Genomic DNA, 23804 nt, shown 5'->3' on the forward strand with positions numbered 1-23804 from the left:
ACCGGCCATTCGTGCCACGTCGCGACCACCGCTCCCCTCAACTCCGCTTGCAAAAAATCGCCGTCACGAGCGGCGCGACACGATGCACGATCGCCGTGCTGCCGGTGCCGGCCACGGCGTTGCGCACCTTGGATTCGCTGCCGAACACCACGACGCCGTAGGCCGAACTGGCGACCGGTTCGCCATCGCCGACCCGGAACATCGGGTCGTCTTTTTCGTAGCCGACCACCGCGAACACATGAAAACCGAACGCGCTCAGATCGGCGCCCGACGCCGGCGTAAATGCGTTGATCGAATTGCTTTCCACGCGCCACGGCTTGGGATCGATGGCACGTTGCTCGGCAAGATCCGCGATGAACTGATGGCCGCTCTCATTGCAGGCGAGCGGCGCATCGAGGACGGTGGCATAAGCGATGAGCGGCAGCGCGGCGGCGAGTGCGAGAAGCACGGAAAAAAAACGTTTCATGAGCGTGAACGGCGACCCCTATTCGATGTAGTGTATTCACAACGGGTAGCGCATGGATGCCTGGACCCGCGGGAGCGTTGCGCATCTAGGCGATCAGCGTGGCGGGCGCAACTCGACCCGCACTTTATCCCGGTTCGGCAAATCCTGCTTCACGACGGACATGAAGCGGTAATGAACGCACCTCAAAGAAACCTACGGGAAGAAAGCAATATTTCACGATCCCGTATATATTTCCGGGTTATGAATTCGAGCCCCCTGCCTCCAACGAACGTTCCGCCGCCCAGAACATGGGACGCGCGGCTTGCCCGCCGGCTCGTCACGCCGCTCGTCAACACGCGCATCACGCCCAATCATCTGACCACGCTGCGTTTGATGATCGGTGTGGCTGGCGCGCTGTGTCTTGCGCGTGGCGGATTCGAATGGGCCAATGCGGGCGCGTTGCTGATCGTACTGTCCAATTTCGTCGACCATACCGACGGCGAACTCGCGCGCATCGGCGGCAAGTCGAGCCGTATCGGTCATTTTTACGACCTTGCCAGCGATGCGATCGTCACCATCCTGTTGTTTGTCGGCATGGGTATCGGTGTAGGCGCCACGCGGATCGGCGGCTTGCCGGTATCGTCGGGCTGGCTCGGCGCCGTGGCCGGTATTGCCGTCGCGGTGATTTTCTTCCTGCGCATGCGTATCGAGGAAATGGCCGGCAAGGCGGGCACGAAGCAGGCATCGGTCGGCGGCTTCGAAACCGAAGACGTGCTGTATCTGCTGCCCCTCGTCACGCTGACGAGCGTGGTGATGCCCTTCGTCGTGGCCGCGTCGATCGGCGCGCCGCTGTTCGCAATCTGGGTGGTGGTCGAGTACTGGCGCGTGACGCGCCGCGCCGCGCGCCCGGCCGAGGCCGCCAGCGGCTTTCCAAAACAGTCAAATGTGGGCTAAGTGAATGAGTACGCACGCCGAAGACGACGTGATCGCGCCAATTTCAGTTGAAGATTCCCCGGCCTCGTCGCCGGTTGCGCCGGCGCCCAATGCCGACCGCGCGGTCGCAAGCCGCACGCGCGCGTTCGATACGCCGCGCCTCGCAAGGCAGTTCGCCGATCAGGGCGCCTTCCTCTATCTGGAAGACTTCCTCGCGCCCGAGGTCACCGCCCAGTTGATTCAAAGCGCGCACGGCCTGCTCGATGAAGTGAACCGCAACTATCTGCCGGGCCACAAGCAGGGCGGCAGCGTGAGCCGCCATACGATCGACCGCCTCGCGCCGTTCATCGCGGAGCTGTATCGCTCGAAGGAACTGATCGGCTGGCTGGAGCAACTAAGCGGCGACAAGCTGCAACTCTCGCCCGCCGACGACCCGCACGCGTATGCGCTCTACTACTACACGCGGGCAGGCGATCACATCGGCTGGCACTACGATACTTCGTACTATGACGGCCGCCGCTATACGCTGCTGCTCGGCGTGATCGACGAATCGTCGTGCCGCCTCGACTACGAACTGCACACGCGCAATCCTGACGTGCCCGACCAACCGGGCTCGGTGCAAATCCCGCCGGGCGGCCTCGTGTTTTTCGACGGCGACAAGCTGCGCCATCGCATCACGCCGGCCGGCGCGAATGAAATGCGCGTGTCGCTCACTTTCGAATACGTCACCGACGCGAACATGCGCCCGTGGCGCCGCTTGATCTCGAACATGAAGGACGCGATCGCGTACTTCGGTTTTCGCCAGGTTTTCCGTCAAATGACTCACCGCCGCAAGGACCGCGCATGACTCGCGCGGCTCTGATTCTGTTGTCGATCGGGACGGCGCTGTTCGTCGGGCTGCTCGCGTGGCAGGGTTTCGGTTCGGTCGCCTCGACGCTGCTCGCGGCGGGCTGGGGGCTCGCGCTCGTCGCGGCGTTCCATCTCGTGCCGCTCGCGCTCGACGCTGGCGCGATCTCAGTGCTGCTGCATCGGCATCCCGAGCGCGCGCATCATCATTTGTCGCTGCGCGACGCGTTGTTCGCGCGCTGGGTCGGCGAATCGGTGAACAGTCTGTTGCCGGCCGGCCAGATCGGCGGGCCCGTGGTGATGGTGCGGCAACTCTCGCAGCGCGGCATGCCCATGCGCGACGCGGCCGCCGCGATCACCGTCAGCACGACCGCGCAAGCGCTCGCGCAAATCATCTTCGCGTTGCTCGGCTTGCTGCTGTTCGGCGCCTACACGGCGCACGGCGCGCTGCACGACCTGCAAACCGCGACGCTGATCGCCACCGGCGTGCTGGGCGCGATGATCGTCGGCTTCTACTTCGCGCAGCGGCGCGGCATGTTCGGCCGGCTGCTCGGCGTGGTCTCCAAGCTGTTCGGCAAGCGCGACTGGTCCGCGCTGATGACGCGCGCCGAAGCCGTCGACGCCGCCGTGCAGGCCATGTACCGCGAGCGCGGCCGCGTGGCGGTCAGCTTCGCGTTGAGTCTCGCGGGCTGGATCGTCGGCACGGTGGAGGTGTGGCTCGCGCTGCGCCTGCTCGGCCATCCGGTCGACTGGGTCGACGCGCTGCTGCTCGAAAGTCTCGGGCAAGCGATTCGCGGCGCGGCGTTCATGATTCCCGGCTCGCTCGGCGTCCAGGAGGGCGGCTATCTGCTGCTCGCGCCGCTGGTCGGCTTGCCGTCGGACGCGGCGCTGGCCTTGTCGCTCAGCAAGCGCGCGCGTGAAATCCTGCTAGGCTTGCCGGGTCTGCTGGTCTTGCACTTCAGCGAACGAAGCTGGCAACGGCGGCGTGCCATGCGGCGCGTGCCCGTTGCCGATTAATCCGTTTCTTTTCAAAGGACCGCGCATGCGTGCCATCATCCTCGCGGCGGGCCTCGGCCTGCGTCTCCAGCAACCGCCTGAAGCCCAGTTCCCGAAGTGCCTCTTGCAGTTCGACGGCATGAGCCTGCTCGAACGGCATCTGCACATGCTCGAAACCGCCGGCGTGACGGACGTCGTGCTGGCGCTGGGTTTTCAGCCGGAATCGGTGCAGGGTGAGTTGAAGCGCATCAACTGGCCGCACGCGGTGGAAACCGTGCTGAACACGCGTTTCGATCTGGGCAGCGTGCTGACGGTGCACACGGTGGCCGAAGCGCTGACGCGCGGCGGCGACGCGCTGCTGATGGACGCCGACGTGCTCTACGACGAGCGCATTCTGCACGCGCTGGTGGCGGGCGAAACCGTTAACCGCCTGTTGATCGACCGTGATTTCGAAGCCGGCGACGAGCCCGTCAAGCTGTGCCTGAAAGACGGCGTGCCGGTCGAATTGCGCAAGCAGCTTGCCGTCAATCTCGAGTACGACACCATCGGTGAATCGGTTGGGTTCTTCCGCTTCCGCGAGGAAACCGCGCGGCGTTTTGCGCAGATCGTGGCCGGCTATGTAGATAGTGGCCGCGCGAACCTGCCGCACGAAGAAGCGGTGCGCGACCTGCTGCTGGAACGCAGCCAGGTGTTCGACACCGCCGACGTGACCGGCGCGCCGTGGATCGAAATCGACTTCCCGAACGACGTCGCGCGTGCGAACGTCGAGATCCTGCCGCAGTTGCAACCGCTGGTCAGCACGTCGCGCTAAATCTTCCGCATGGCAGAGTGAGTCGGCTGCGTGCCGGCTCACCTCGCTTCGCTGCTCACCTCGTCTTTCAGGTTTCCTTGCGCGCTTGACTCTCGCGCGCGGCATCGACGCGCGGCATAAAACCCGTGTTCAGAAGCCGCGTTCGGCAGCATATATCGCGGATGCGATGCGATAATCGCGGCTTTACACCGACGGCCTCGCATCCCGTCGTCATGCCAATGCCTCTCGCTTTAGGCACTTTCATCGTTCCGCTGATCGTCGCGTGCGCGATGTTCATGGAAAACGTGGACGGCACGATCATCGTGACGTCGCTGCCGGTTCTGGCGCGCGACCTCGGCCAGGATCCCATCACCCTCAAGCTGGCCGTCACCGCGTATGTGATCGGCCTCGGCGTCTTCATTCCGATCTGCGGCTGGGTTGCCGACCGCTTCGGTTCACGCACGGTGTTTCGCACGGCCATCGGCATTTTCATGGCCGGCTCGCTGATGTGCGCGGCCTCCACCTCGCTCGGCATGTTCGTGGCCGCGCGCTTCGTGCAGGGCATCGGCGGCGCGATGATGGTGCCGGTGGGGCGCATCATCATTTTCCGTTCGGTGCCGAAGTCCGACTTCATCCGCGCGGTCAACTATCTGACGGTGCCGGCCTTGCTCGGGCCGGTGATGGGGCCGCCGCTCGGCGGCTTCATCACGACGTATCTGCACTGGCGTCTGATCTTCTTCATCAACATTCCGATTGGCCTGCTCGGCATCTGGCTCGCGAACCGGCACATCGCCAACGTGCGCGAAGCGCATCCCGGCCGGCTCGACTGGACCGGCTTCGTGTTATCCGCGAGCGGCGCGTCGCTGTTCATGCTGGGGCTTTCGCTGGTCGGCAGCGGTCTCGTGTCGAACAGCCTATCGGTCAGCATGTGTGTGATCGGCGTGCTGCTGTTGGCGATTTACGCGCTCTACGCGAGCCGCGTCGAATTGCCGGTGCTCGATCTGCGCCTGCTGCGCATTCCGAGTTTTCACGCGAGCGTGGCGGGCGGTTCGCTGTTTCGCATCGGCCTCGGCGCCGTGCCGTTTCTGTTGCCGCTCGCGTTGCAGGAAGGCTTGGGCATGAGCGCGTTCGTGTCGGGGTCGATCACCTGCGCGTCCGCGTTCGGGTCGATCTTCATGAAGGCGGCGGCCTCGCGCATTCTCTGGCGCTTCGGTTTTCGCACGGTGCTGATGTTCAACGCGGCTTGCGCGGGTCTCGTCATCGCGGTCTATGGATTGTTCTTCCCCGGTACGCCGCATTGGCTGATCTGGTGCGTCGTGCTGTTCGGCGGCTTCTTCCCGTCGCTGCAATTCACGTCGCTGAATTCGCTGGCGTATGCGGACATTCCGAGCCGCGACATCGGCCGCGCTACGAGCGTCGCGAGCGTGATCCAGCAGATTTCGCTGGGACTCGGCGTGACGATCGCGGGCATCGTGCTGCAGATTTCACACGACGTGCAGGGTCATTCGACCATCGTGTTTTCCGACTTCTGGCCCGCGTTTCTCGTGGTCGGCCTGTTCTCGTTCATGTCGATTCCGGTGACCGCGCGCTTGCCGCACGGCACCGGCGATGAACTCGCGCGCGGCAACCGTGGCACCGCGTGAATCGTGAGCGGCGCCTTTGTTTTTTTGTCAGCCTCGACGCCCCCGGTGGGAACCTCGATCAAACCGCTTCCTTCACCGCTCTCAGGAACTGCTGCGTGCGTTCATGCCGGGGCGCGGAGAAGAACTGCTGCGGCGGCCCCTGCTCGATGATCTTGCCTTGCGAGAAAAAGCACACACGGTCCGCGAATTCGCGCGCGAAACCCATTTGATGCGTGACCATCAGCATCGTCAGATTGTGCTCGCTGCCGAGTCGCCGGATCACGTTCAGCACCTCGCCGCACAGCTCGGGATCGAGCGCTGAGGTGACCTCGTCGAACAGCATCACTTTCGGACGCATGGCGAGCGCGCGGGCAATCGCCACCCGCTGCTGCTGACCGCCCGACAACTGCGACGGATAGTGATTGCATTTGTCCTCCAGCCCGACCAGCGACAGCAGATCGCGCGCACGCTCGGTCGCTTCCTTGCGCGAGAGCCCCAACACCTGCATCGGCGCTTCGATCGTATTGGCGAGCGCGGTCATGTGCGGGAACAGGTTGAAGCTCTGAAACACCATGCCGATCTTGCTGCGCACGCGCCGCAAATGCTTGAGCGAGGCGGGCACCAGCACGCCGTTCTTGCGCATGTGCGTGAGCGGTTCGCCGTCCACTTCGATCATGCCGTCGGTCAGCGGGTCGAGCGTCATCAGCACGCGCAGCAGCGTCGATTTGCCGGAGCCGCTCGGGCCGATGATCGCGACCTTCTCGTTGCGGCCGATTTCCAGATCGAGCGCGTCGAGCACCGTGAGCGCGCCGTAGCGCTTCGTCACGCCGGCAAAGCGCACCATCGGCTCCTCCTGGGTGCCGGCCTGCGGGACAAGTACTGAGGCGGGATCGTCTCGTTTCATCGGTTTCTCCACGGGTAGGTCCGAATGCGGCGGGGTAGGGATGTCGAGGTCGGTTTTCACGGTCATGGCAGCCTCAAGCTGTATTCGAGCCGCCGCACGAGGTGCGCGAAACTCACGCTGATGAGCAGGAAGAAAATGCCTGCAAGCGTGATCGGTTCAAGGTAGCGAAACGTTTCCGAACCGATGTTCTTCGCCTGCTGCATCAATTCGACCACGGTGATCGCGGAGAGCACCGGCGTGTCCTTGAACATCGCCACCAGATAATTGCCGAGCGCCGGAATCACGGGACGAATCGCCTGCGGCAGAATCACGCCGCTATAGGTGCGCCACGGCGACAACGACAGAGCGCACGCCGCTTCCCACTGGCCGCGCGCCACGCCGTTCAAGCCGGCGCGATACACCTCCGACGTGTAGCACGCATAGTGCAGCGCGATCCCGACCGTGCCCGCGGTCAGCGCCGACATCGTGATGCCGTACACCGGCAGCACATAGAACAGCACATACACCTGGATCAGCAGCGGCGTGCTGCGAATGAATTCGACGATGAAGCCGACCGTCCGCGCGAGCGGCTTGATCGGGCTGCGCCGCAGCACCGCCAGCACGAGCCCCAGCACCAGCGCGATTGCAAAACCGATCAGCGTGATGAAGATCGTGTACATCGACGCGCGCAGCAGCGCCGGCAGAATCTGTTCCGCGTAATGCAGGTCGAAGAAGCTGTTCATCGGACGGCCCTCTGAATGATGCCGTGACTCACGCGGCGCTCGAAATGCCGCATCAGCGCGACGAGGATTTGCGCGAGCACGAAGTAGATGACCAGCGTGAGCACGAAAATCTCCGCGGTCTTGAAGGTCGCCTCGTCGAGTTGGCGGGCGCGAAACGTCAGGTCCGACAGCGTGATCAGCGACACCAGCGAGGTGCCCTTGAGCAATTCGATCATCAGGTTGGTGGCGGGCGGCAGCGCGTTGATCATCGCTTGCGGCAGGATGATGCGGCGCATTCTGGAAAGCGGCGACATGTTGAGCGCGAGCGCCGCCTCGAACTGGCCGCCCGGCACCGAGCGCAATGCGCCGCGCAGGATTTCCGAACCGTAGGCGCCATAGTGCAAACCGAGGCCGACGATCGCCACGGTAAACGGCGTCATCTCGATGCGAAACGGCGGCAGCGGCAGCACGAAGAAAAACCAGAAAAGCTGCACGAGCAACGAGGTGCCGCGAAAGATTTCGACGTAGGCATTGCCGAGCCAGCGCAGCGGCGTCCAAGGCGCGAGCTTCGCGGCGGTCGCGACAAACGCCATGACGATGGCGAGCAAGGTGGCGCAGGCGGCGATCTCGATCGTCACGAGCGTGCCCTGGAGCAACAGGGGAAACAGTTCACGCATGGCGGTTCCTCGCTTGCATGACGGCGCGTGCGGTTGCACGCGCCTGGGGGAACTTCACGGCCGGCGCATGCCGGCGCGTGCGGACTTCGGGTGAATGCGCGCTCGGTGGGCGACCCGTTGCGCTCGGTTGAGGATTACTTGCCGCAAATCTCGGCGGCGGTGCGCGTGGTCAGATTCGTCTTGTCGAAACCGAAGGGCGCCACGGTTTGCAGATGATCCGGCGTGCCGAGCCATGCCTGCAATTGCTGATTGACCGCGTCGCGCAGATCGGCGTCCTCGGGACGGAACGCGAGCGCGCCGTAGCCGATGTGCTTCGGATCGTCCGTGAACTTGGCGACCGCCTCGACCTGGTCGGAGGCTTTCGCGGCGAGGCCCTTCATCGTCAGCGCGGTGCCGGCCGCCGCGTCGGCGCGGCGTGCGCGCACCGCCTGCAATTGCGCGGTGGTGTCGGGCACCTGCATGAGCTGCGCATCCTTCACGCCCGCATCGCGCGAATTGGCGAGTTCCACCGCGCCGGCCATGACGGCGAGCTTCACGTCGGACTGTTTGCCGATATCGGCGTAGGAATGCAGATTCTTCGGATTGCCCTTCAGCACCAGCAGCGTGTCCTGAATCTGGTATTGCGGATTGGCGAACGCGACCTGCTTGCAGCGTTCCGGCGTGATGTACATGCCGGCCGCGATCACGTCGAAGCGGCCCGCGCGCAGGCCGGGAATCAGCGAGCCCCATTCGGTCAGCACGCCGTCCACTTTCTTCACGCCCATCTTGGTGAATATCTTGCGGGCGATCTCCGGCGATTCGCCGGTCACCTTGCCGTCAGGCGTCGTGTAGGCAAACGGCGATTCGTTCGCATAGCCGATGCGCACTTCCCCGGTGCGCTGGATGCGCTGCAACGTCGTTTCCGCCGACGCATGTTGCGCCTGCGTCGCCAGAGCCGCTGCCGCGACGCAGAGGGCTCCCAGCAGTCGTGAAGTGCGCTTCGCTTTCATATCGATCCCATTGTGTGGCGTGGTGAATGCCGCGCCGCATCATGCGGTGCGGCAGCCGAAAGGGCTTGCGTTGCCCGCGATCCGCTTGCATCGCGTCGAACCCGTGAACGCAGCATACAAAGCCATTTTTTTGTTTGCGATTGCTCTAGGACAATAATTTTCCCGTATCGTTTGGCCGCACTATGGAAGTCGAAGCAGACAAGGGCGGGGGCCTGGAACCGTGGAGGCAGCGTTGATCGAGCAGTGGCGGGAGGCCGTGCGCGCGGTGCATGGCGTGGAATCGAAATATAAACGGCTGGTGAAGGCGATTGCCGGCGACATCGAGAGCGCGTCGTTGCCAGCGGGCGCGCGCCTGCCGCCGCAGCGCGACGTGGCCGCGGAACTGGCGATCAGCGTGCAGACGGTCACCAACGCTTATAAGGAACTGGAGCGCCAGGGGCTGATCCGCTGCGAAGTGGGGCGCGGCAGCTTCGTGGCGGCGCGCGTGACCGAAACCATGTCGAGCTACATGCTCGATACGGCCGAGCGCTCGGTGGTCGACTTTTCGATCGCGCGCATCGTGCATACGCCGGAGCACGACGCCATGTGGCGCAAGGTATGCGCGACGCTCTCCACGCTCGACGATCAACCGTGGATTCGCGCGTTCCGGCCGATTGCCGGCTTCGAGCACCATCGGCAGGCGGGGATGGCGTGGCTCGCGTCGCTGGGCATGCCCGCCTCGCCCGACACGCTGCTCGTGACGAACGGCGCGGCGCACGGCATCTTCCTCGCGCTGGCATCGCTCGTCGGCCCCGGCGACACGGTGCTGTGCGAAAGCCTCACCGACCACGGCGTGATCGGCTCCGCGAACGTACTGGGATTCACGCTGAAGGGTCTCGAGATCGACGAGTACGGCATTCATCCCGAACACTTCGAGGAGATGTGCGACAGCGAGCGCATCACCGCGCTCGTCTGCACGCCCACGCTGAACAATCCCACCGTCGCGCTGATGCCGGATTCGCGGCGCCGCGCGATTGCGCGCATTGCCGAGCGCTACGGCGTGTACGTGATCGAGGACGACGTCTACGGCCCTTTGCCCGCCAAGGCCGCCACGCCCATATCGAGCCTGATCCCGGAGTTGTCGTTCTATTGCACCAGCATGACGAAATCGGTGCTGACCGGTTTGCGCATCGGCTATCTGACCACGCCGCGGCGGCTCGCGCTGCGCGCCGAAAGCGTGCTGCGCGTGAGTAGCTGGATGGCGACCTCGCCGATGGCCGAAGTGGCGACACGCTGGATCGTCGACGGCACGGCCGAACGTCTCGTGCAGATACAACGCGAGCGGCTGGGACGGCGTCAGGCGCAATTGCAGCAGACGCTCGGCAGCTACGTGCTCGGCGCGCATCCGCAGGCGTTGTCGGCGTGGCTGCGCGTGCCGGATCACTGGCAGGCGGACAGGCTGGTGAGGGAGTTGCGCAACCGCGATATCGCCGTGACTTCGCCCGATCCTTTTCTCGTGCGCGGCGCGGACCGGCCGAACGCGGTGCGCGTTTGCGTGGGCGCCGAAGTGAATGAAGAGACCTATAAAGGCGCGCTGGAAATCATGCGCGACGTGTTCGAGCAGTACCCGCAGGTGCACGATTTCACGTGAGAGCGAGCGACATAAACGAAATGAACTAGGACAATAGAAATCGTTTTTTAGAACATTAGACTGGGCTGCATTGAAGACGATGCGGCCGCAATCAGCCCACTCATGCAGGCGCGGCGGCATCGGCACCGAATCCTTTCGTGCAAGGCCGAGTTCATGTCCGTACTGTCGCTAGCCGATGTCTATCGCGCGCGTCGCCGTATCGAGGGGCGCGTCGTTCGCACGCCGCTGATCGAATCGCAGACGCTGTCGGCCGCAGCCGGTACGCAGGTCTTTCTCAAGCTGGAAACGGTGCAACCCATCGGCAGTTTCAAACTGCGCGGCGCGACCAACGCGCTCGCGCGGCTCGCTGAGCAAGGCTGCCGCCAGGTCGTCACCGCATCCACGGGCAATCATGGCCGCGCTGTCGCGCATGCGGCGCGCGCGCTGGGTATCGAGGCAACGGTGTGCATGTCGGCGCTCGTGCCCGGCAACAAGGTGGAGGCAGTGCGCTCGCTCGGCGCGCAAGTGCGCATTGTCGGCAACAGCCAGGATGACGCGGAACACGAAGCGCTGCGGCTCGTCCGCGAGGAAGGCTTCGCCTACGTGCCGCCGTTCGACGATCTGCACGTGATCGCGGGCCAGGCGACGATCGGACTCGAAATCGTCGAAGCATTGCCGGACGTCGCGAATATCGTCGTGCCGCTATCGGGCGGCGGCCTCTTTGCGGGCGTTGCATTCGCCGCTAAAAATGCGAATCGCGCGATCGGTCTGACCGGCGTGACGATGGCGCGCGGCGCCGCGATGCACGCGAGCCTCACGGCCGGCCGGCCCGTCCTCGTGGACGAAGTCGAAACGCTCGCGGATTCGCTCGGCGGCGGCATCGGCCTCGAAAACCGCTATACGTATGCGCTCACGCGCGATCTGATCGACGAGACGGTATTGCTCGACGAGGCGTCGATCGCGCGCGGCATCGTTCACGCTTACCGGCACGAGCGGCTCGTCGTGGAAGGCGCGGCGGCGGTCGGAATCGCCGCGCTGCTCGACGGCGCATTGCCGGCCGAACGCATTCAACGCGGCCCGCTCGTGCTGATCGTCACGGGCGCCAACATCGATATGAAGCTGCATCACCGCATCGTCGAATCCACGCCGGTGCAATCCGACCCGCTCAATCCTCTATGACCTCGATCACGCTCCTTGGCGAAGCGCAGCTTCGCGAACTCGTGCCGCTCGATCGCGCCGCGATCGACCAGGTGGAAGCGGCCTTTCTCGCCCTCGCCACCGAGGCCGTCGCAATGCCGCCGATCCTGCGGCTCGATCTGCCCGAACACAACGGCGAAGTGGACGTGAAAACCGCGTACCTGCCGCGCTTCGACAGTTTCGCCATCAAGGTGAGCCCCGGCTTTTTCAATAACCCGGCGCTCGGTTTGCCGAGCCTCAACGGGCTGATGCTGGTGCTTTCCGCCAAGACGGGTTTGACCGAGGCGGTGCTGCTCGACAACGGCTATCTGACCGCCGTACGCACCGCGGCCGCGGGCGCGGTCGCCGCGCGCTGGCTCGCGAGGCAGCACACGCCGCAAGTCGCGGTGCTCGGCGCCGGCGAACAGGCGCGTTTGCAGTTGCAGGCGTTGACGCTCGTGCGCCGCGTCGAACACGTGCGCGTGTGGGCGCGCAATCCCGCCAATGCGCGGCGTTTCGCCGAAGAGATGAGCGCATCGCTGGGCGTGCCCTGCGAGGTCGCGCGCGACGTTCATCACGCGTTGGCCGAGGCGGACGTAGCCATCACCACCACGCCGAGCCGCACGCCGTTGATCGAAGCGGCGCATCTGCATCCGGGTTTGCACATCACGGCAATGGGCTCGGACGCCGAACACAAGAACGAGATCGCGCCCGATGCGTTGGCGGCGGCGCGCTATATCTGCGACCGCGCGCAGCAGACGCGCGTGCTCGGCGAACTGCATCACGCGCTGAATGCGGGCACGATGCACGCCGACGCCGCCGTGACCGAACTGGGCCAGGTGATCGCCGAACAGGCCGCGGGCCGCGTCGACGATTCGGACGTGACGATCTGCGACCTGACCGGCACCGGCGCGCAGGACACCGCGATCGCGGCGCTCGCGCTGCAGCGAGCGCGCAGCGCGGGCGTGGGAACGATTTTTCGCAACGACGTGAAGGGCTGAGAGGGCACGATGGCTGAGACAACACAACTGGAACGAAAGGCGGGCGTGAGCGCACAAGCGCCGGTCGTGCGTTTGCCGTTCGAGCGGGCCGAATACGCCACGCGTATCGGCAAGACGCGCAAGGCGATGCAGGCTGCGGGGATCGAATTGCTGATCGTGTCGGACCCGACCAACATGGCGTGGCTGACCGGTTACGACGGCTGGTCGTTCTATGTGCATCAATGCGTGCTGCTGGCGCTCGACGGCGAGCCGGTCTGGTTCGGCCGCGGCCAGGACGCCAATGGCGCGAAGCGCACGGTGTTCATGCAGCACGAGCAGATCATCGGTTACCCGGATCATTACGTGCAGTCCGCCGAGCGTCACCCGATGGACTATCTGGCGCGTGAGGTGATCGAGTCGCGCGGCTGGGGCGCGTTGAAGATCGGCGTGGAAATGGACAACTACTATTTCAGCGCCGCCGCCTATCGCTCGCTCGTCAATCATTTGCCGAAGGCGCAATGGCGCGATGCGACCGCGCTGGTCAACTGGCAGCGCGCGGTGAAGTCGCCGCGCGAGATCGAATACATGCGGGTCGCCGCCCGCATCGTCGAGAAGATGCACGCGCATATCGTCCAGCGTATCGAGCCCGGCATGCGCAAGAACGATCTGGTGGCCGAGATCTACTCGGCGGGGATTACGGGTGTGGACGAACATGGCGGCGACTATCCGGCCATCGTGCCCTTGCTGCCGACCGGCGCGGACGCCGCCGCCCCGCATCTGACGTGGGACGACACGCCGTTCGCGAGGAACGCCGGCACCTTCTTCGAAATCGCCGGCTGCTTCAAGCGCTACCACTGCCCGCAGTCGCGCACCGTGTATCTCGGCAAGCCGCCGAAGCATTTCATCGAAGGCGAACGCGCGGTAATCGAGGGCATCGAAGCCGGGCTTGCCGCGGCCAAACCCGGCAATACCTGCGAGGACATCGCCAACGCCTTCTTCGCGATGCTGCACAAATACGGCATCGAAAAGAACAGCCGTTGCGGCTATCCGATCGGCGCGAGCTATCCGCCGGACTGGGGCGAGCGCACGATGAGCCTGCGCCCCGGGGACAAGACCGTCCTCGAACCCGGCATGACGTTCCACTTCATGCCGGGCCTGTGGCTCGACGATTGGGGACTCGAAATCACCGAAAGCATCCTGATTACCGAGACCGGCGTCGAGACGTTTTGCAACACGCCGCGCAAGCTGTTCGTGAAGGAGTAGCGCACATGCGGGCATCACCCATTCAGCCGACGGTCGATTTCGATGCCGACGGCGAACAGCACGGTTTTCTGAAGCTGCCGTATTCGCACGATGCGTCCGCATGGGGCGCGGTAATGATCCCGATCAGCGTGATTCGCAATGGCGCGGGCCCCACGGCGCTGCTCACCGGCGGCAATCACGGCGACGAGTACGAAGGGCCGATCGCGTTGTCGAAGCTCGCCGCGACGCTGAAGGCGGCTGACGTGAAGGGCCGCGTGATCATCGTGCCGTTCATGAACTACCCGGCGTTTCGCGCGGGCAGCCGCACGTCGCCGATCGACCGCGGCAATCTGAATCGCAGTTTTCCGGGCAAGCCGGACGGCACGGTCACCGAGAAAATCGCGGACTATTTCCAGCGCTACCTGTTGCCGCTCGCGGACTACGTGCTCGATCTGCACGCGGGCGGCCGCACGCTCGACTTCGTGCCGTTCGCCGCGATTCACGTGCTGGCCGACGCACGCCAGCAGGCGCAGTGCGAGGCGGCGATGCGCGCGTTCGGCGCGCCGTATTCGATGCGGATGCTCGAACTCGATAGCGTGGGCCTGTTCGATACGGCGGTGGAAGAGGCGGGCAAGGTGTTCGTGTCGACCGAACTCGGCGGCGGCGGAACCGCGACGGCGCAAAGCGTGGCGGTGGCCTCGCGCGGCGTGCAAGGCTTTCTGCTGAATGCGGGCATTCTCGATCGGCGTAAGGCAGCGGACCGGCACACTCCTCGCACCACCACGCTGCTCGATATGCCCGACGGCTCGTGCTATACGACCAGCGAACATGACGGCCTGCTGGAGATGTGCAAGGACCTCGGTGACATGGTCGAAAGCGGCGAACTGATCGCGCGGATTTACGACGCGTCGCGCACGGGCGTCGCGCCCGTTGAATATCGCGCGCGCCGCAGCGGCCTGCTCGCGGCGCGGCATTTTCCCGGGCTCGTGCGGATCGGCGATACGGTGGCGGTGGTGGCGGATGTCGTCGAGCGCGGCATACCGGTGAACGTTTGATCGCGCGATGAAACTCGACCGCTACGACCTCGCGATTCTGCGCATCCTCGCGCGCGACGGACGCATCACCAAGTCGCGTCTCGCCGAGGAAATCAATCTGTCGATTTCGCCGGCGTGGGAGCGCGTCAAACGTCTTGAAGAGAGCGGCGTGATTCGCGGCTACCGCGCGGATATCGATTGGGTGCGCGCGTTCAAGGGCAGCCGCGTGGTGGTTGAAGTGACGCTCGCGCGGCATACCGCGCAGGACATGCGGCGCTTCGAGGAACGCGTGAGCGCGGCGTCCGAAGTCGTGCAATGCCATGCGACGGGCGGCGGCGTCGATTATGTGATGCACGTGATGTCGCGCGACATCGATCACTATCAGCGCTTCATCGATTCGCTGCTGACCGACGAGCTAGGCATCGAAAAGTACTTCACGTATATCGTCACCAAGGTGGTGAAGAGCATGCCGGAAGGCTTGCCGGATTGGGCGGACGAAGCCGTTGGCGAAAGCGGTTGAAGCAGCGCGGCGGCATGGCCCGAAATTCACCACACGCCACGGCGAAATCCAGAAAAAACCCGCACCTGTGGACGCCGGAACCAAAAAAACCGCCTCGCTGCGGAACGTACAGTGACAGACATACATCGCACACAGGAGGTCGTCATGTTGCTGGGTCATCCGGTTCTCTTCAAGTCGCTGTGCTACGTCGACGGACGCTGGGTGCACAGCGCCAGCGCCACCAGCGTCGCCGTGCTCAATCCCGCCGATCAGCGGATACTCGGCCACGTGCCGATGCTCGACGCGTCGCAGATCACCGAAGCCGTCGACGCCGCGCAACGCGCGTTCTCGACGTGGCGCTGGCTGCCGGTCGCAAAACGGTCCGCGCTGCTGCTGCGCTGGCATGAACTGATCCTGCGGCATCAGCATGATCTGGCCGCGATTCTGTCGCTCGAACAGGGCAAGCCGCTGGCGGAAGCACGCGGTGAAATCGCTTATGGCGCGAGTTTCGTCGAGTGGTTCGCGCATGAAGTGCGGCGTTTGAACGGCCGCACGATTCCCACGCATATCGACGGCGCGCAACTCGGCACCATGATCGAACCGGTCGGCGTGGCCGCGTTGATCACGCCGTGGAATTTCCCCTGCGCGATGATTACGCGCAAGGCGGCCGCCGCGCTGGCGGCGGGTTGCACCGTCGTCGTGAAGCCCGCGCACGAAACGCCGTTCTCGGCATTGGCGCTTGCGCAACTCGCGGAAGAAGCGGGCTTTCCGGCAGGCGTCTTCAACGTCGTGCTCGGCGAGCCGCACATGGCGATGGAAACGCTGGTGAGCGATACGCGGGTGCGTTCGGTGAGCTTCACCGGTTCGACGCGCGTCGGTTCGCTGGTCATGCAGACGGCGGCGAAAGCGGGCATCAAGAAAACAGCGCTGGAGCTGGGCGGCAACGCGCCCTTCATCGTGACCGAAGACGCCGACCTAGACCAGGCTGTGCGCGTGGCGATCGCCGCGAAGTTTCAAACCTCGGGGCAGGACTGCTGCGCGGCGAATCGCATTTTCGTCGCGCGTGCGGTGTATGAAGCATTCGTCACGCAATACAGCGACGCCGTGAAAAAACTCAACGTGGGCGCGGCATTCGAAGCCAACGTGGACGTCGGCCCGCTCATGCATCAGGCCGCTTTCGACGCCACCGCGGCGCGCGTGGCGGACGCCAGCGCGAAGGGCGCGCGCATCACCGTGGGCGGCGCCGCGCATGAACGCGGCGGCTGGTTCTTCCAGCCGACCGTGGTCGCCGACGCCGCGCCCGGCATGCGCATCTACGACGAGGAAAACTTCGCGCCGATCTCGGCCGTCTCGCCGTTCGATTCGCTCGATGAAGTGATCGAACGCGCGAACGATACCGAATACGGGCTCGCCGCCTACGTGTGCGCGAGAGACCTCAACACGGTGTTTCAACTGATTCGCCGCCTCGACTTCGCGATGGTCTCCGTGAACGGCGTGAAGTTTACCGGCGCGCCGATTCCGTTCGGCGGCATGAAGGCATCCGGCCTCGGCCGCGAGGGCGGGGCCGAGGGCTTCGAGCCGTTCGTCGAGACGCGCTATTTCTGCCTCGGCCAACTCGGCTTGCCGGTGACCGACAGCATGCCCGCTCACCGCACGAACACCGCGCCGCACGCGGCAGCGGCCTGAACCCGCACAACGCATTCAACGATTCAACGAAGGAGCTTTCCATGACCCAACTCGACCAACTCTTCGACGCCGACCGCGCGCATTTCATGCACCCTTCCACGCACGCTCACGACCATGCGAGCGGCGCGCTGCCGGGCCGCATCGTGACGGGCGCGAAAGGCGTCCGCATCGAAGACCACCAGGGCAAGTCGTATATCGACGCGTTCGCGGGCCTGTATTGCGTGAACATCGGCTACGGCCGCACCGAAGTCGCCGAAGCGATCTACGAGCAGGCGAAGAAGCTTGCCTACTATCACACCTATGTCGGCCATTCGACCGACACGATCATCGAACTGTCGTCGCGCATCATCGACTGGGCGCCGCAGGGCATGAAGAAGGTGTACTACGGCCTGTCCGGTTCGGACGCCAACGAAACGCAGATCAAGCTCGTCTGGTACTACAACAACGTCAAGGGCCGGCCGAACAAGAAGAAGGTCATCTCGCGCCAGCGCGGCTATCACGGCTCGGGCATCGTCACGGGCAGCCTGACCGGCTTGCCGAGTTTTCATCAATGTTTCGACTTGCCGATCGAGCGCGTCAAACATACGGTGTGCCCGCATTGGTATCGGCATGCGCCCGCCGGCATGAACGAGGCGCAGTTCGTCGCGTATTGCGTCGAGGAACTGGAGAAGCTGATCGCGCAGGAGGGCGCCGATACGATCGCCGCCTTCATCGCCGAACCGGTGATGGGCACGGGCGGCATCCTGCCGCCGCCGGCCGGTTACTGGGCGGCGGTCCAGCAGGTCTTGAAGAAGCACGACATTCTGCTGATCTGCGATGAAGTGGTGTGCGGTTTCGGCCGGCTCGGTTCGAAGATGGGCGCGCAGCACTACGGCATCACGCCGGATCTGATCACGGTGGCGAAGGGCTTGACCAGTGCTTATGCGCCGCTGTCGGGCGTGATCGTCAGCGAAGGGGTGTGGGACGTGATCGACAAGGCTTCGCAGGAATTCGGCGCGATGGGTCACGGCTGGACCTATTCGGGTCATCCGATTTGCGCGGCCGCGGCGCTGGCGAACCTCGATATTCTCGAACGCGAGAACCTCACGCAGAACGCGGCGCAAACGGGCGCGTATCTGCTCGAACAACTGCATGCCGCATTCGACTCGCATCCGCTCGTCGGCGAAGTGCGCGGCGCGGGCATGCTGGCCGCGCTCGAATTCATGGCCGACAAGGACGGGCGTCGGCCTTTCGCCGCGGCGTTGAAGGTGGGTCCGCGCGTCTCGGCCGCCGCGTTGGAGCGCGGCTTGATTGCGCGCGCGATGCCGCACGGCGACATCCTCGGCTTCGCGCCGCCGCTCGTCACCTCGCGCAGCGAGGTGGATGAGATCGTGAAGCTCGCGCGCGCGGCGGTGGATGAAGTCGCTGCGCAGGTGCTCACGCCGGCGGCTTCGGCTTAAGCGGCATGCCCGGTTGGCAGCCTGGCGGCGGCTAACCGAGGCGGGCCCCTGAACCCGGCTAACAGCACGCCCGTTTGTGTACCGCGCATTGCAACTACGGAATGCACGGCTTCGCAAACGGGCGCTTCGCATGTTATAAGCCCAAGACAGCTTTCGTGACCGTCCGATGAAAGAGTCTTGGGGGGATATGCAATGAAGTTGTTCGGCAACGCCAAATCGTCCGCCAGTGCATTCGCGCTGGTCGCACTCGTTTCCCTTTCCACCGGCTTTCTCGAGGCCACGCCGGCCGTCGCGAAGCCGCCCGCGAAAGCCCAGCCCGCCGTACTCACCGCGTCCGCCATTGCGGTCGCGGACAAATATAGCGCCGACGCCGCCGAGCAGATTTTCAAGGAAGGCGGCAATGCCGTGGACGCGGCGGTTGCCATCGCCTTCACGCTGGCCGTGACGTATCCCGAAGCCGGCAACATCGGCGGCGGCGGCTTCATGACGCTTTATGTCGACGGCAAGCCGTACTTCCTCGACTATCGCGAGCGCGCACCGCTGGCCGCGACCAAGAACATGTATCTCGACGACAAGGGCGAGGTCATCAAGGGCATGAGCCTGTACGGCTATCGCGCGGTGGGCGTGCCGGGCACGGTCGACGGCATGTGGCAGGCGCAGCGCCGCTTCGGCAAGCTCAAATGGAAGCAGGTGCTGGCGCCGGCCATCCACTATGCGCGCGACGGTTTCGAGGTGAGCCAGCAATTGCAGAAACGCCGCGACGACGCGGCTAAAGAGTTCGCCGGCAAGACCAACTTCGACACCTACTTCGGCAATCTGAAAGAGGGCGTCAACTTCAAGCAACCCGATCTCGCCGCCGTGCTGCAGCGCATTTCCGATCAGGGCGCGAAAGACTTCTATCAAGGCAAGACGGCGGATCTGATCGCGGAGTCCATGCGCGGCCACGGCCTGATCACGAAGGCCGATCTGCAACAGTACAAGGCCGTGTGGCGTCAACCGATCCAGGCCGACTGGAAGGGCTATCGCGTGTACACCGCGCCGCCGCCGAGCTCGGGCGGCATCGGGCTCGTGCAACTGCTGAAGATGAAGGCCGACCTCGCATCCGACTTCAAGGACGTGCCGCACAATTCCGCGCAATACATCCATCTGATCGCGGAAATCGAAAAGCGCGTGTTCGCCGACCGCGCGCAATATCTCGGCGATCCCGACTTCTACAAGGTGCCGGTCGCGCAATTGACCGACGAGGCGTATATCGCCAAACGCGCCGCCGAAGTCAATCCGAAGGAGCCGTCGGACACGAAGAGCGTGCAGCCGGGTCTGGGCACCTCGATGCCGGAGAAGGCGGAAACCACGCATTTCTCGGTGGTCGACAAGTGGGGTAATGCGGTGGCGAACACGTACACCATCAACGGCTATTTCGGCTCGGGCGTGGTGGCGGATCGCACCGGCATCGTGCTGAACGACGAAATGGACGACTTCTCCGCGAAGCCGGGCGTCGCCAACATGTTCGGCGTGGTGGGCAGCGACGCGAATTCGATCGAACCGAAGAAGCGCCCGCTTTCCTCGATGAGCCCGACGATTCTGACGAAGGACGGCAAGGTGTCGCTCGTGATCGGCACGCCGGGCGGCTCGCGCATCTTCACGTCGATCTTCCAGGTGATCAACAACGTCTACGACTTCAATATGCCGTTGAAGGAAGCGGTTGGCGCGATGCGTTTCCATCACCAGTTGCTGCCGCCGAACACGATTTTCACGGAGTCGTATAAGCCGATCGACGGCGACCTTGCCAAGGAGGTCGAAGCCAAGGGCTATACGCTGAAGCAGCAGGGTTTCAACGGCGATATTCAGGCGATCAGAATCGACGGCGACACGCCGGAAGCGGCGGCCGATCCGCGCGGCCGTGGCGTGACGCGGGTGATTCAGTAAGCGGGCTCGCGCATGGCGGGCGGCGCGTCTCGATGGACGCGCCGTATCAAGACGAAGACGTAGACGAAAAAGCCTGGCCTGGCGCCCGAACCGATCGAGCGCCGGGCTTTTTTTCGTCTACGGGAAGCCCATCGCGTCAACTCACCTGTTCGACCGGCGTCAACGTCAATTCGACCCGCTGCGCGCCGCGCAGCACCGTCACGTTGACGGGCTTGTCGATACGCGACGCGTCGAGCGCGCGTTGCAGGCTGTCCACGTCGGGCACGGCAAGCGTGTCGATCGCGACGATCGTATCGTCGGTGCGCAGGCCGCCGAGCGCGGCCGGACTGCCCTTGACGATCTCCATGACGTGTACGCCGCTTTCCAGGCTCAAGCCGAAATAGCGCTGCACGCGGCGCGACAGCGGCGTCGTGGTGCCGGCCACGCCGATATAGGCGCGCCGCACGCGGCCGTGCGCGAAGATCTGCATGATGACCCACTTGGCGGTATCGATCGCGGTGGCGAAGCAGATCGCCTGCGCGCCCGGAATGATCGCGGTATTCACGCCGATCACTTGCCCCGCCGAATTGATCAGCGGACCCCCCGAATTGCCGGGATTGAGCGCCGCGTCGGTCTGGATCACGTCATAGATCATGCGGCCCGAGTTCGAGCGCAGCGAGCGCCCGAGCGCCGAGACCACGCCGGTCGTCACCGTTTGCGCGAGGCCGAGCGGATTGCCGACGGCGATCGCTATTTGCCCCACGCGCAGCTTCGACGATTCGCCCAGTTCGACGTGCGGCAACGGTTCCGGCGAGCCGATGCGCAACACGGCCAGATCGCTGCCGGGGTCGTCGCCGACCAGATCGGCGTCGAATTTCGCGCCGTCCGCGAGCGTCACCTGAATGTGCGTCGCGCCGTGCACGACGTGGCTGTTGGTGAGCAGATAGCCGTCGGGCGTGAACAGAAAGCCCGAGCCGGTGCCGCCGCGCGCGCCGCGTCTGTCGCGCGCGGACGGCTCGCCGGGCAGCCGGCGTTCGACGGCAATGAAGGCGACCGCCTGCTGCACGCGTTCCAGCGCGCCGATCACGGTGCGGGAATAGGCGTCGAGCAGCGCGTCGTCGGATAAGGGGTTGAGTGGATTCGGCCCGGGGGCGTCGGATGCGGCGCGCGACAGGTCATCGATGAAGCGTGGACGGCTTCCCATGGCGATGCTCCGGATAAACAGGCATGCAGATGCGGGGCGGGGCCAGGGTTTTCAAGTGCGGCGCGAGGCGGCGCGTGCCGGCGTGGCTATGAGACACTTTCCCCAAGGCACACGCCGGACACCCTGCCCGCAGGTCGCAGTCACGAGCCGCGCCGCGAACCCAAGGAGACAAGCCGCCATGAACTCACCTTCGACGCCATCGAGCGCGCCGGCCGAACCACGGATCGAATCGCTCAGCGCGATCACGCTCGCCACCGCCGACATGCCGCGCGCCGTGCTGTTTTATCAGGCGCTCGGCTTTCCGATGAACTACGGTGGGCCGCAGGCGGCGTTTACATCGTTCGCGTTCGGCGGTTCGTATCTGAACCTGATTCTCGACACACGCGCGCCGGTCGCCTGGTGGGGCCGCGTGATCGTCCACGTGTCGGACGTCGACGCGCTCTACCGCAAGGCGCTCGCGGCGGGATTGAAGCCCTCGCTCGAACCCTCCGATGCGTCGTGGGGCGAGCGCTATTTCCACATCACCGATCCTGACGGCCACGAACTCAGCTTCGCGAGACCGCTGCGCTAGCGCTCGGGCACTCGCATTCCGGTGTGCGTGGGGACGAACACCTCTCGTTTGGGTCGGTGCGCATGTCATGGCGCAATTCCATGCACGCTTATCCGGGGCCGAAAGCGCGGTACCGGCGGCGAGCAGGATCACGGCGGGCACAAGCAAACCGAGGGGACGCAAATGTTCAGCCGCCGTCACCACTATCACCACTATCAGTTGTCTCGGTTCGGGCAGCGAGTTGCAAAACGGTTTTCTGGCGGGCCTGACTGTCTGGCAAGCGGAAAAGGCGCGTATCGACGGGCTGCGGTTTTGGCACGAAGTCGCACCGGTTGAAGGTTTCCCGTCGAGCGCCACTGTTTCCCACATTCATCCGCTTGGATTGGTAGGAAATTTTAAGGTGGCAGCGGAGTTGATTACGCTCGAGATGCTGAATGCCGTGGATCCGGCCGGATCAGTCGAATATCACCGGCAGATCCTGCCAACAAATACGCGAAAGGGTATGCAATCATTGGGCCATAAATCGCAGCGTGAATCCGGTAGCAGATACGGGAGATGTTGCAGCTGTGACTCAACAGATCAACGGAGGACAAAATGGACATGCCGAAAGACTCATTGCGTACAACAGAGTTGCACCGATTTTGGGGCTTCCGCAAGAAACGAATTAAACGTTTTTTGGAATGCCTTGCTTGCTGCCTTTTGCTTTCGTCCGCCTCGTTGGCTAATGCCAACGGAGACGAACGTGCTGTCTGCCCCGCTGTATCGCCATCCATGGGTGTATTTTCCGCAGAGAAAATATACAAAAACTCGGTCGTTTGGATCGAAAAGAACGATACAGATCACACGATAAACTTATCGATTTACCGACCGAATTCGAACGACTGCGAAAAGACTGTCTTCGCGAAATACTCTATAGAAGGCGGAGCGCCGAATGTCGACTCCCTGTTTTTCATGAATCTCGATGGCAAGCCAAATATTTTCACCATTGTTCATTGGGATGTAAATTCTCGCGGAATCGGTACATACGGAAAATACTACCAAATATATGCATATACCACGGACGAACAAGGCCGACTGATCGAAAATAAGAGGGTGGTCGACAACAGCGCAATGACCGGAATGGATGGCTATCAAGAGGGAGAGCAAACCTTGTTTCCCTATAAGACTGCAGGCGCCGTGAAATCCTTCTTCAAGTGCAATAAGGCAAAGTGCAAGTAATATTTCATTTCTCGAACCGAACCGTAGACCCGTGCTGAATCTGTCACTCGCCACTCGGCGCACCTAGTGTTCCGTCCCAGAAATAACTTTGCATAGCCGGGCCACTTTCCGGAGAATGGAATCGGCTGTCGCGGTCCATACGAACGGCCGCTTGTGCTGGTTGTACTGCTCGGTATAACGTTCGATGCTGGCAATGAGCTGGCGCACGTTTCTGAATGACCCGCGACGGATCGCCTGTTGCGTAATCAGGCCAAACCAGCGTTCAACCTGATTCAGCCAGCTCGAGTAGGTCGGCGTGAAATGCATGTGGTAGCGCGTATGCCTGGCGAGCCACGCCCTGACCCTCGGATGCTTGTGTG

The 23804-nt window shown here is 63.9% G+C and carries 23 protein-coding genes; 16 read left to right on the forward strand and 7 right to left on the reverse strand.

The annotated features are described in order from the left end of the window. Positions 1-37: 37 nt before the first annotated feature. Positions 38-466 (reverse strand): hypothetical protein, encoded by a 429-nt coding sequence (locus BUE39_RS29210; protein ID WP_073432146.1) that lies wholly within the window; start codon positions 464-466, stop codon positions 38-40. 240 nt (positions 467-706) lie between these two features. On the opposite strand from BUE39_RS29210, the gene BUE39_RS29215 reads away from it, so the two are divergent. From BUE39_RS29215 to BUE39_RS29235, 5 genes are all read left to right on the forward strand, one after another. After that, positions 707-1399 (forward strand): CDP-alcohol phosphatidyltransferase family protein, encoded by a 693-nt coding sequence (locus tag BUE39_RS29215; protein ID WP_073432147.1) that lies wholly within the window; start codon positions 707-709, stop codon positions 1397-1399. A gap of 4 nt (positions 1400-1403) precedes the next feature. Continuing rightward, on the forward strand, positions 1404-2225 hold the full coding sequence (locus tag BUE39_RS29220; RefSeq protein ID WP_073432148.1) for a HalD/BesD family halogenase: 822 nt from the start codon (positions 1404-1406) through the stop codon (positions 2223-2225). Next, positions 2222-3241 (forward strand): flippase-like domain-containing protein, encoded by a 1020-nt coding sequence (locus BUE39_RS29225; RefSeq protein ID WP_073432149.1) that lies wholly within the window; start codon positions 2222-2224, stop codon positions 3239-3241. Before BUE39_RS29220 ends, BUE39_RS29225 begins: the two co-directional genes overlap by 4 nt. A gap of 25 nt (positions 3242-3266) precedes the next feature. Continuing rightward, a complete protein-coding gene (locus BUE39_RS29230; protein ID WP_073432150.1) occupies positions 3267-4031 on the forward strand; it encodes a phosphocholine cytidylyltransferase family protein in 765 nt (254 codons plus the stop codon). A gap of 218 nt (positions 4032-4249) precedes the next feature. Then, positions 4250-5653, forward strand: a complete 1404-nt coding sequence (locus BUE39_RS29235) for an MFS transporter (RefSeq protein WP_073432151.1) — start codon at positions 4250-4252, stop codon at positions 5651-5653. Between the two features lie 58 nt (positions 5654-5711). Here the strand turns inward: BUE39_RS29235 and ehuA are convergent, their stop codons facing one another. The 4 genes from ehuA to ehuB all read right to left on the reverse strand — a co-directional run bounded on the left by ehuA (position 5712) and on the right by ehuB (position 8903). Then, positions 5712-6536: an ectoine/hydroxyectoine ABC transporter ATP-binding protein EhuA gene (ehuA, locus tag BUE39_RS29240; protein WP_073432166.1), complete on the reverse strand. Its 825-nt coding sequence runs from the start codon at positions 6534-6536 to the stop codon at positions 5712-5714. Between the two features lie 62 nt (positions 6537-6598). Continuing rightward, positions 6599-7258: an ectoine/hydroxyectoine ABC transporter permease subunit EhuD gene (gene ehuD, locus BUE39_RS29245; RefSeq protein ID WP_073432152.1), complete on the reverse strand. Its 660-nt coding sequence runs from the start codon at positions 7256-7258 to the stop codon at positions 6599-6601. Next, on the reverse strand, positions 7255-7914 hold the full coding sequence (gene ehuC, locus BUE39_RS29250) for an ectoine/hydroxyectoine ABC transporter permease subunit EhuC (protein WP_073432153.1): 660 nt from the start codon (positions 7912-7914) through the stop codon (positions 7255-7257). Before ehuC ends, ehuD begins: the two co-directional genes overlap by 4 nt. Before the next feature lie 134 nt (positions 7915-8048). Continuing rightward, the gene (gene ehuB / locus BUE39_RS29255; protein WP_073432154.1) at positions 8049-8903 is read right to left on the reverse strand and encodes an ectoine/hydroxyectoine ABC transporter substrate-binding protein EhuB; all 855 of its coding nucleotides are present in this window, start codon (positions 8901-8903) and stop codon (positions 8049-8051) included. 232 nt (positions 8904-9135) lie between these two features. Here ehuB and ehuR point away from each other — a divergent pair, with 232 nt between their 5' ends. The 9 genes from ehuR to ggt all read left to right on the forward strand — a co-directional run bounded on the left by ehuR (position 9136) and on the right by ggt (position 20494). After that, the gene (gene ehuR / locus BUE39_RS29260; protein WP_073432167.1) at positions 9136-10533 is read left to right on the forward strand and encodes a MocR-like ectoine utilization transcription factor EhuR; all 1398 of its coding nucleotides are present in this window, start codon (positions 9136-9138) and stop codon (positions 10531-10533) included. A 153-nt stretch (positions 10534-10686) separates the two neighbouring features. Next, complete coding sequence (eutB, locus tag BUE39_RS29265) at positions 10687-11691, forward strand: hydroxyectoine utilization dehydratase EutB (protein ID WP_073432168.1); 1005 nt, start codon at positions 10687-10689, stop codon at positions 11689-11691. Continuing rightward, positions 11688-12689: a cyclodeaminase gene (locus BUE39_RS29270; protein ID WP_073432155.1), complete on the forward strand. Its 1002-nt coding sequence runs from the start codon at positions 11688-11690 to the stop codon at positions 12687-12689. Before eutB ends, BUE39_RS29270 begins: the two co-directional genes overlap by 4 nt. A 9-nt stretch (positions 12690-12698) precedes the next feature. Beyond that, positions 12699-13931, forward strand: a complete 1233-nt coding sequence (gene doeA / locus BUE39_RS29275) for an ectoine hydrolase DoeA (protein ID WP_073432156.1) — start codon at positions 12699-12701, stop codon at positions 13929-13931. Positions 13932-13936: 5 nt separating this feature from the next. Then, positions 13937-14965 (forward strand): N(2)-acetyl-L-2,4-diaminobutanoate deacetylase DoeB, encoded by a 1029-nt coding sequence (gene doeB / locus BUE39_RS29280; protein WP_073432157.1) that lies wholly within the window; start codon positions 13937-13939, stop codon positions 14963-14965. Positions 14966-14972: 7 nt separating this feature from the next. Beyond that, positions 14973-15464, forward strand: coding sequence for an Lrp/AsnC family transcriptional regulator (locus tag BUE39_RS29285; protein ID WP_073432158.1), 492 nt, complete (start codon positions 14973-14975; stop codon positions 15462-15464). Positions 15465-15608: 144 nt separating this feature from the next. Further along, positions 15609-17129, forward strand: a complete 1521-nt coding sequence (locus BUE39_RS29290; RefSeq protein ID WP_073432159.1) for an NAD-dependent succinate-semialdehyde dehydrogenase — start codon at positions 15609-15611, stop codon at positions 17127-17129. Positions 17130-17170: 41 nt separating this feature from the next. Then, on the forward strand, positions 17171-18568 hold the full coding sequence (locus BUE39_RS29295; RefSeq protein WP_073432160.1) for an aspartate aminotransferase family protein: 1398 nt from the start codon (positions 17171-17173) through the stop codon (positions 18566-18568). Between the two features lie 192 nt (positions 18569-18760). Further along, positions 18761-20494: a gamma-glutamyltransferase gene (gene ggt / locus BUE39_RS29300; protein ID WP_073432161.1), complete on the forward strand. Its 1734-nt coding sequence runs from the start codon at positions 18761-18763 to the stop codon at positions 20492-20494. A gap of 136 nt (positions 20495-20630) precedes the next feature. Here the strand turns inward: ggt and BUE39_RS29305 are convergent, their stop codons facing one another. Continuing rightward, positions 20631-21677 (reverse strand): S1C family serine protease, encoded by a 1047-nt coding sequence (locus BUE39_RS29305; RefSeq protein WP_073432162.1) that lies wholly within the window; start codon positions 21675-21677, stop codon positions 20631-20633. Between the two features lie 178 nt (positions 21678-21855). Between BUE39_RS29305 and BUE39_RS29310 the strand changes: the two genes are divergently transcribed. Together BUE39_RS29310 and BUE39_RS29315 are read left to right on the forward strand one after the other, a co-directional pair. Next, a complete protein-coding gene (locus tag BUE39_RS29310; protein WP_073432163.1) occupies positions 21856-22248 on the forward strand; it encodes a VOC family protein in 393 nt (130 codons plus the stop codon). A 573-nt stretch (positions 22249-22821) separates the two neighbouring features. Next, positions 22822-23445: a hypothetical protein gene (locus BUE39_RS29315; RefSeq protein WP_143032015.1), complete on the forward strand. Its 624-nt coding sequence runs from the start codon at positions 22822-22824 to the stop codon at positions 23443-23445. A 63-nt stretch (positions 23446-23508) separates the two neighbouring features. On the opposite strand, the gene BUE39_RS29320 is transcribed toward BUE39_RS29315, so the two are convergent. Continuing rightward, positions 23509-23804: transposase (locus tag BUE39_RS29320; RefSeq protein ID WP_200799526.1), on the reverse strand; the 296-nt coding region annotated here is incomplete at its 5' end.

Source organism: Paraburkholderia terricola (assembly GCF_900142195.1).
In the GTDB taxonomy this organism is placed as follows: domain Bacteria; phylum Pseudomonadota; class Gammaproteobacteria; order Burkholderiales; family Burkholderiaceae; genus Paraburkholderia; species Paraburkholderia terricola.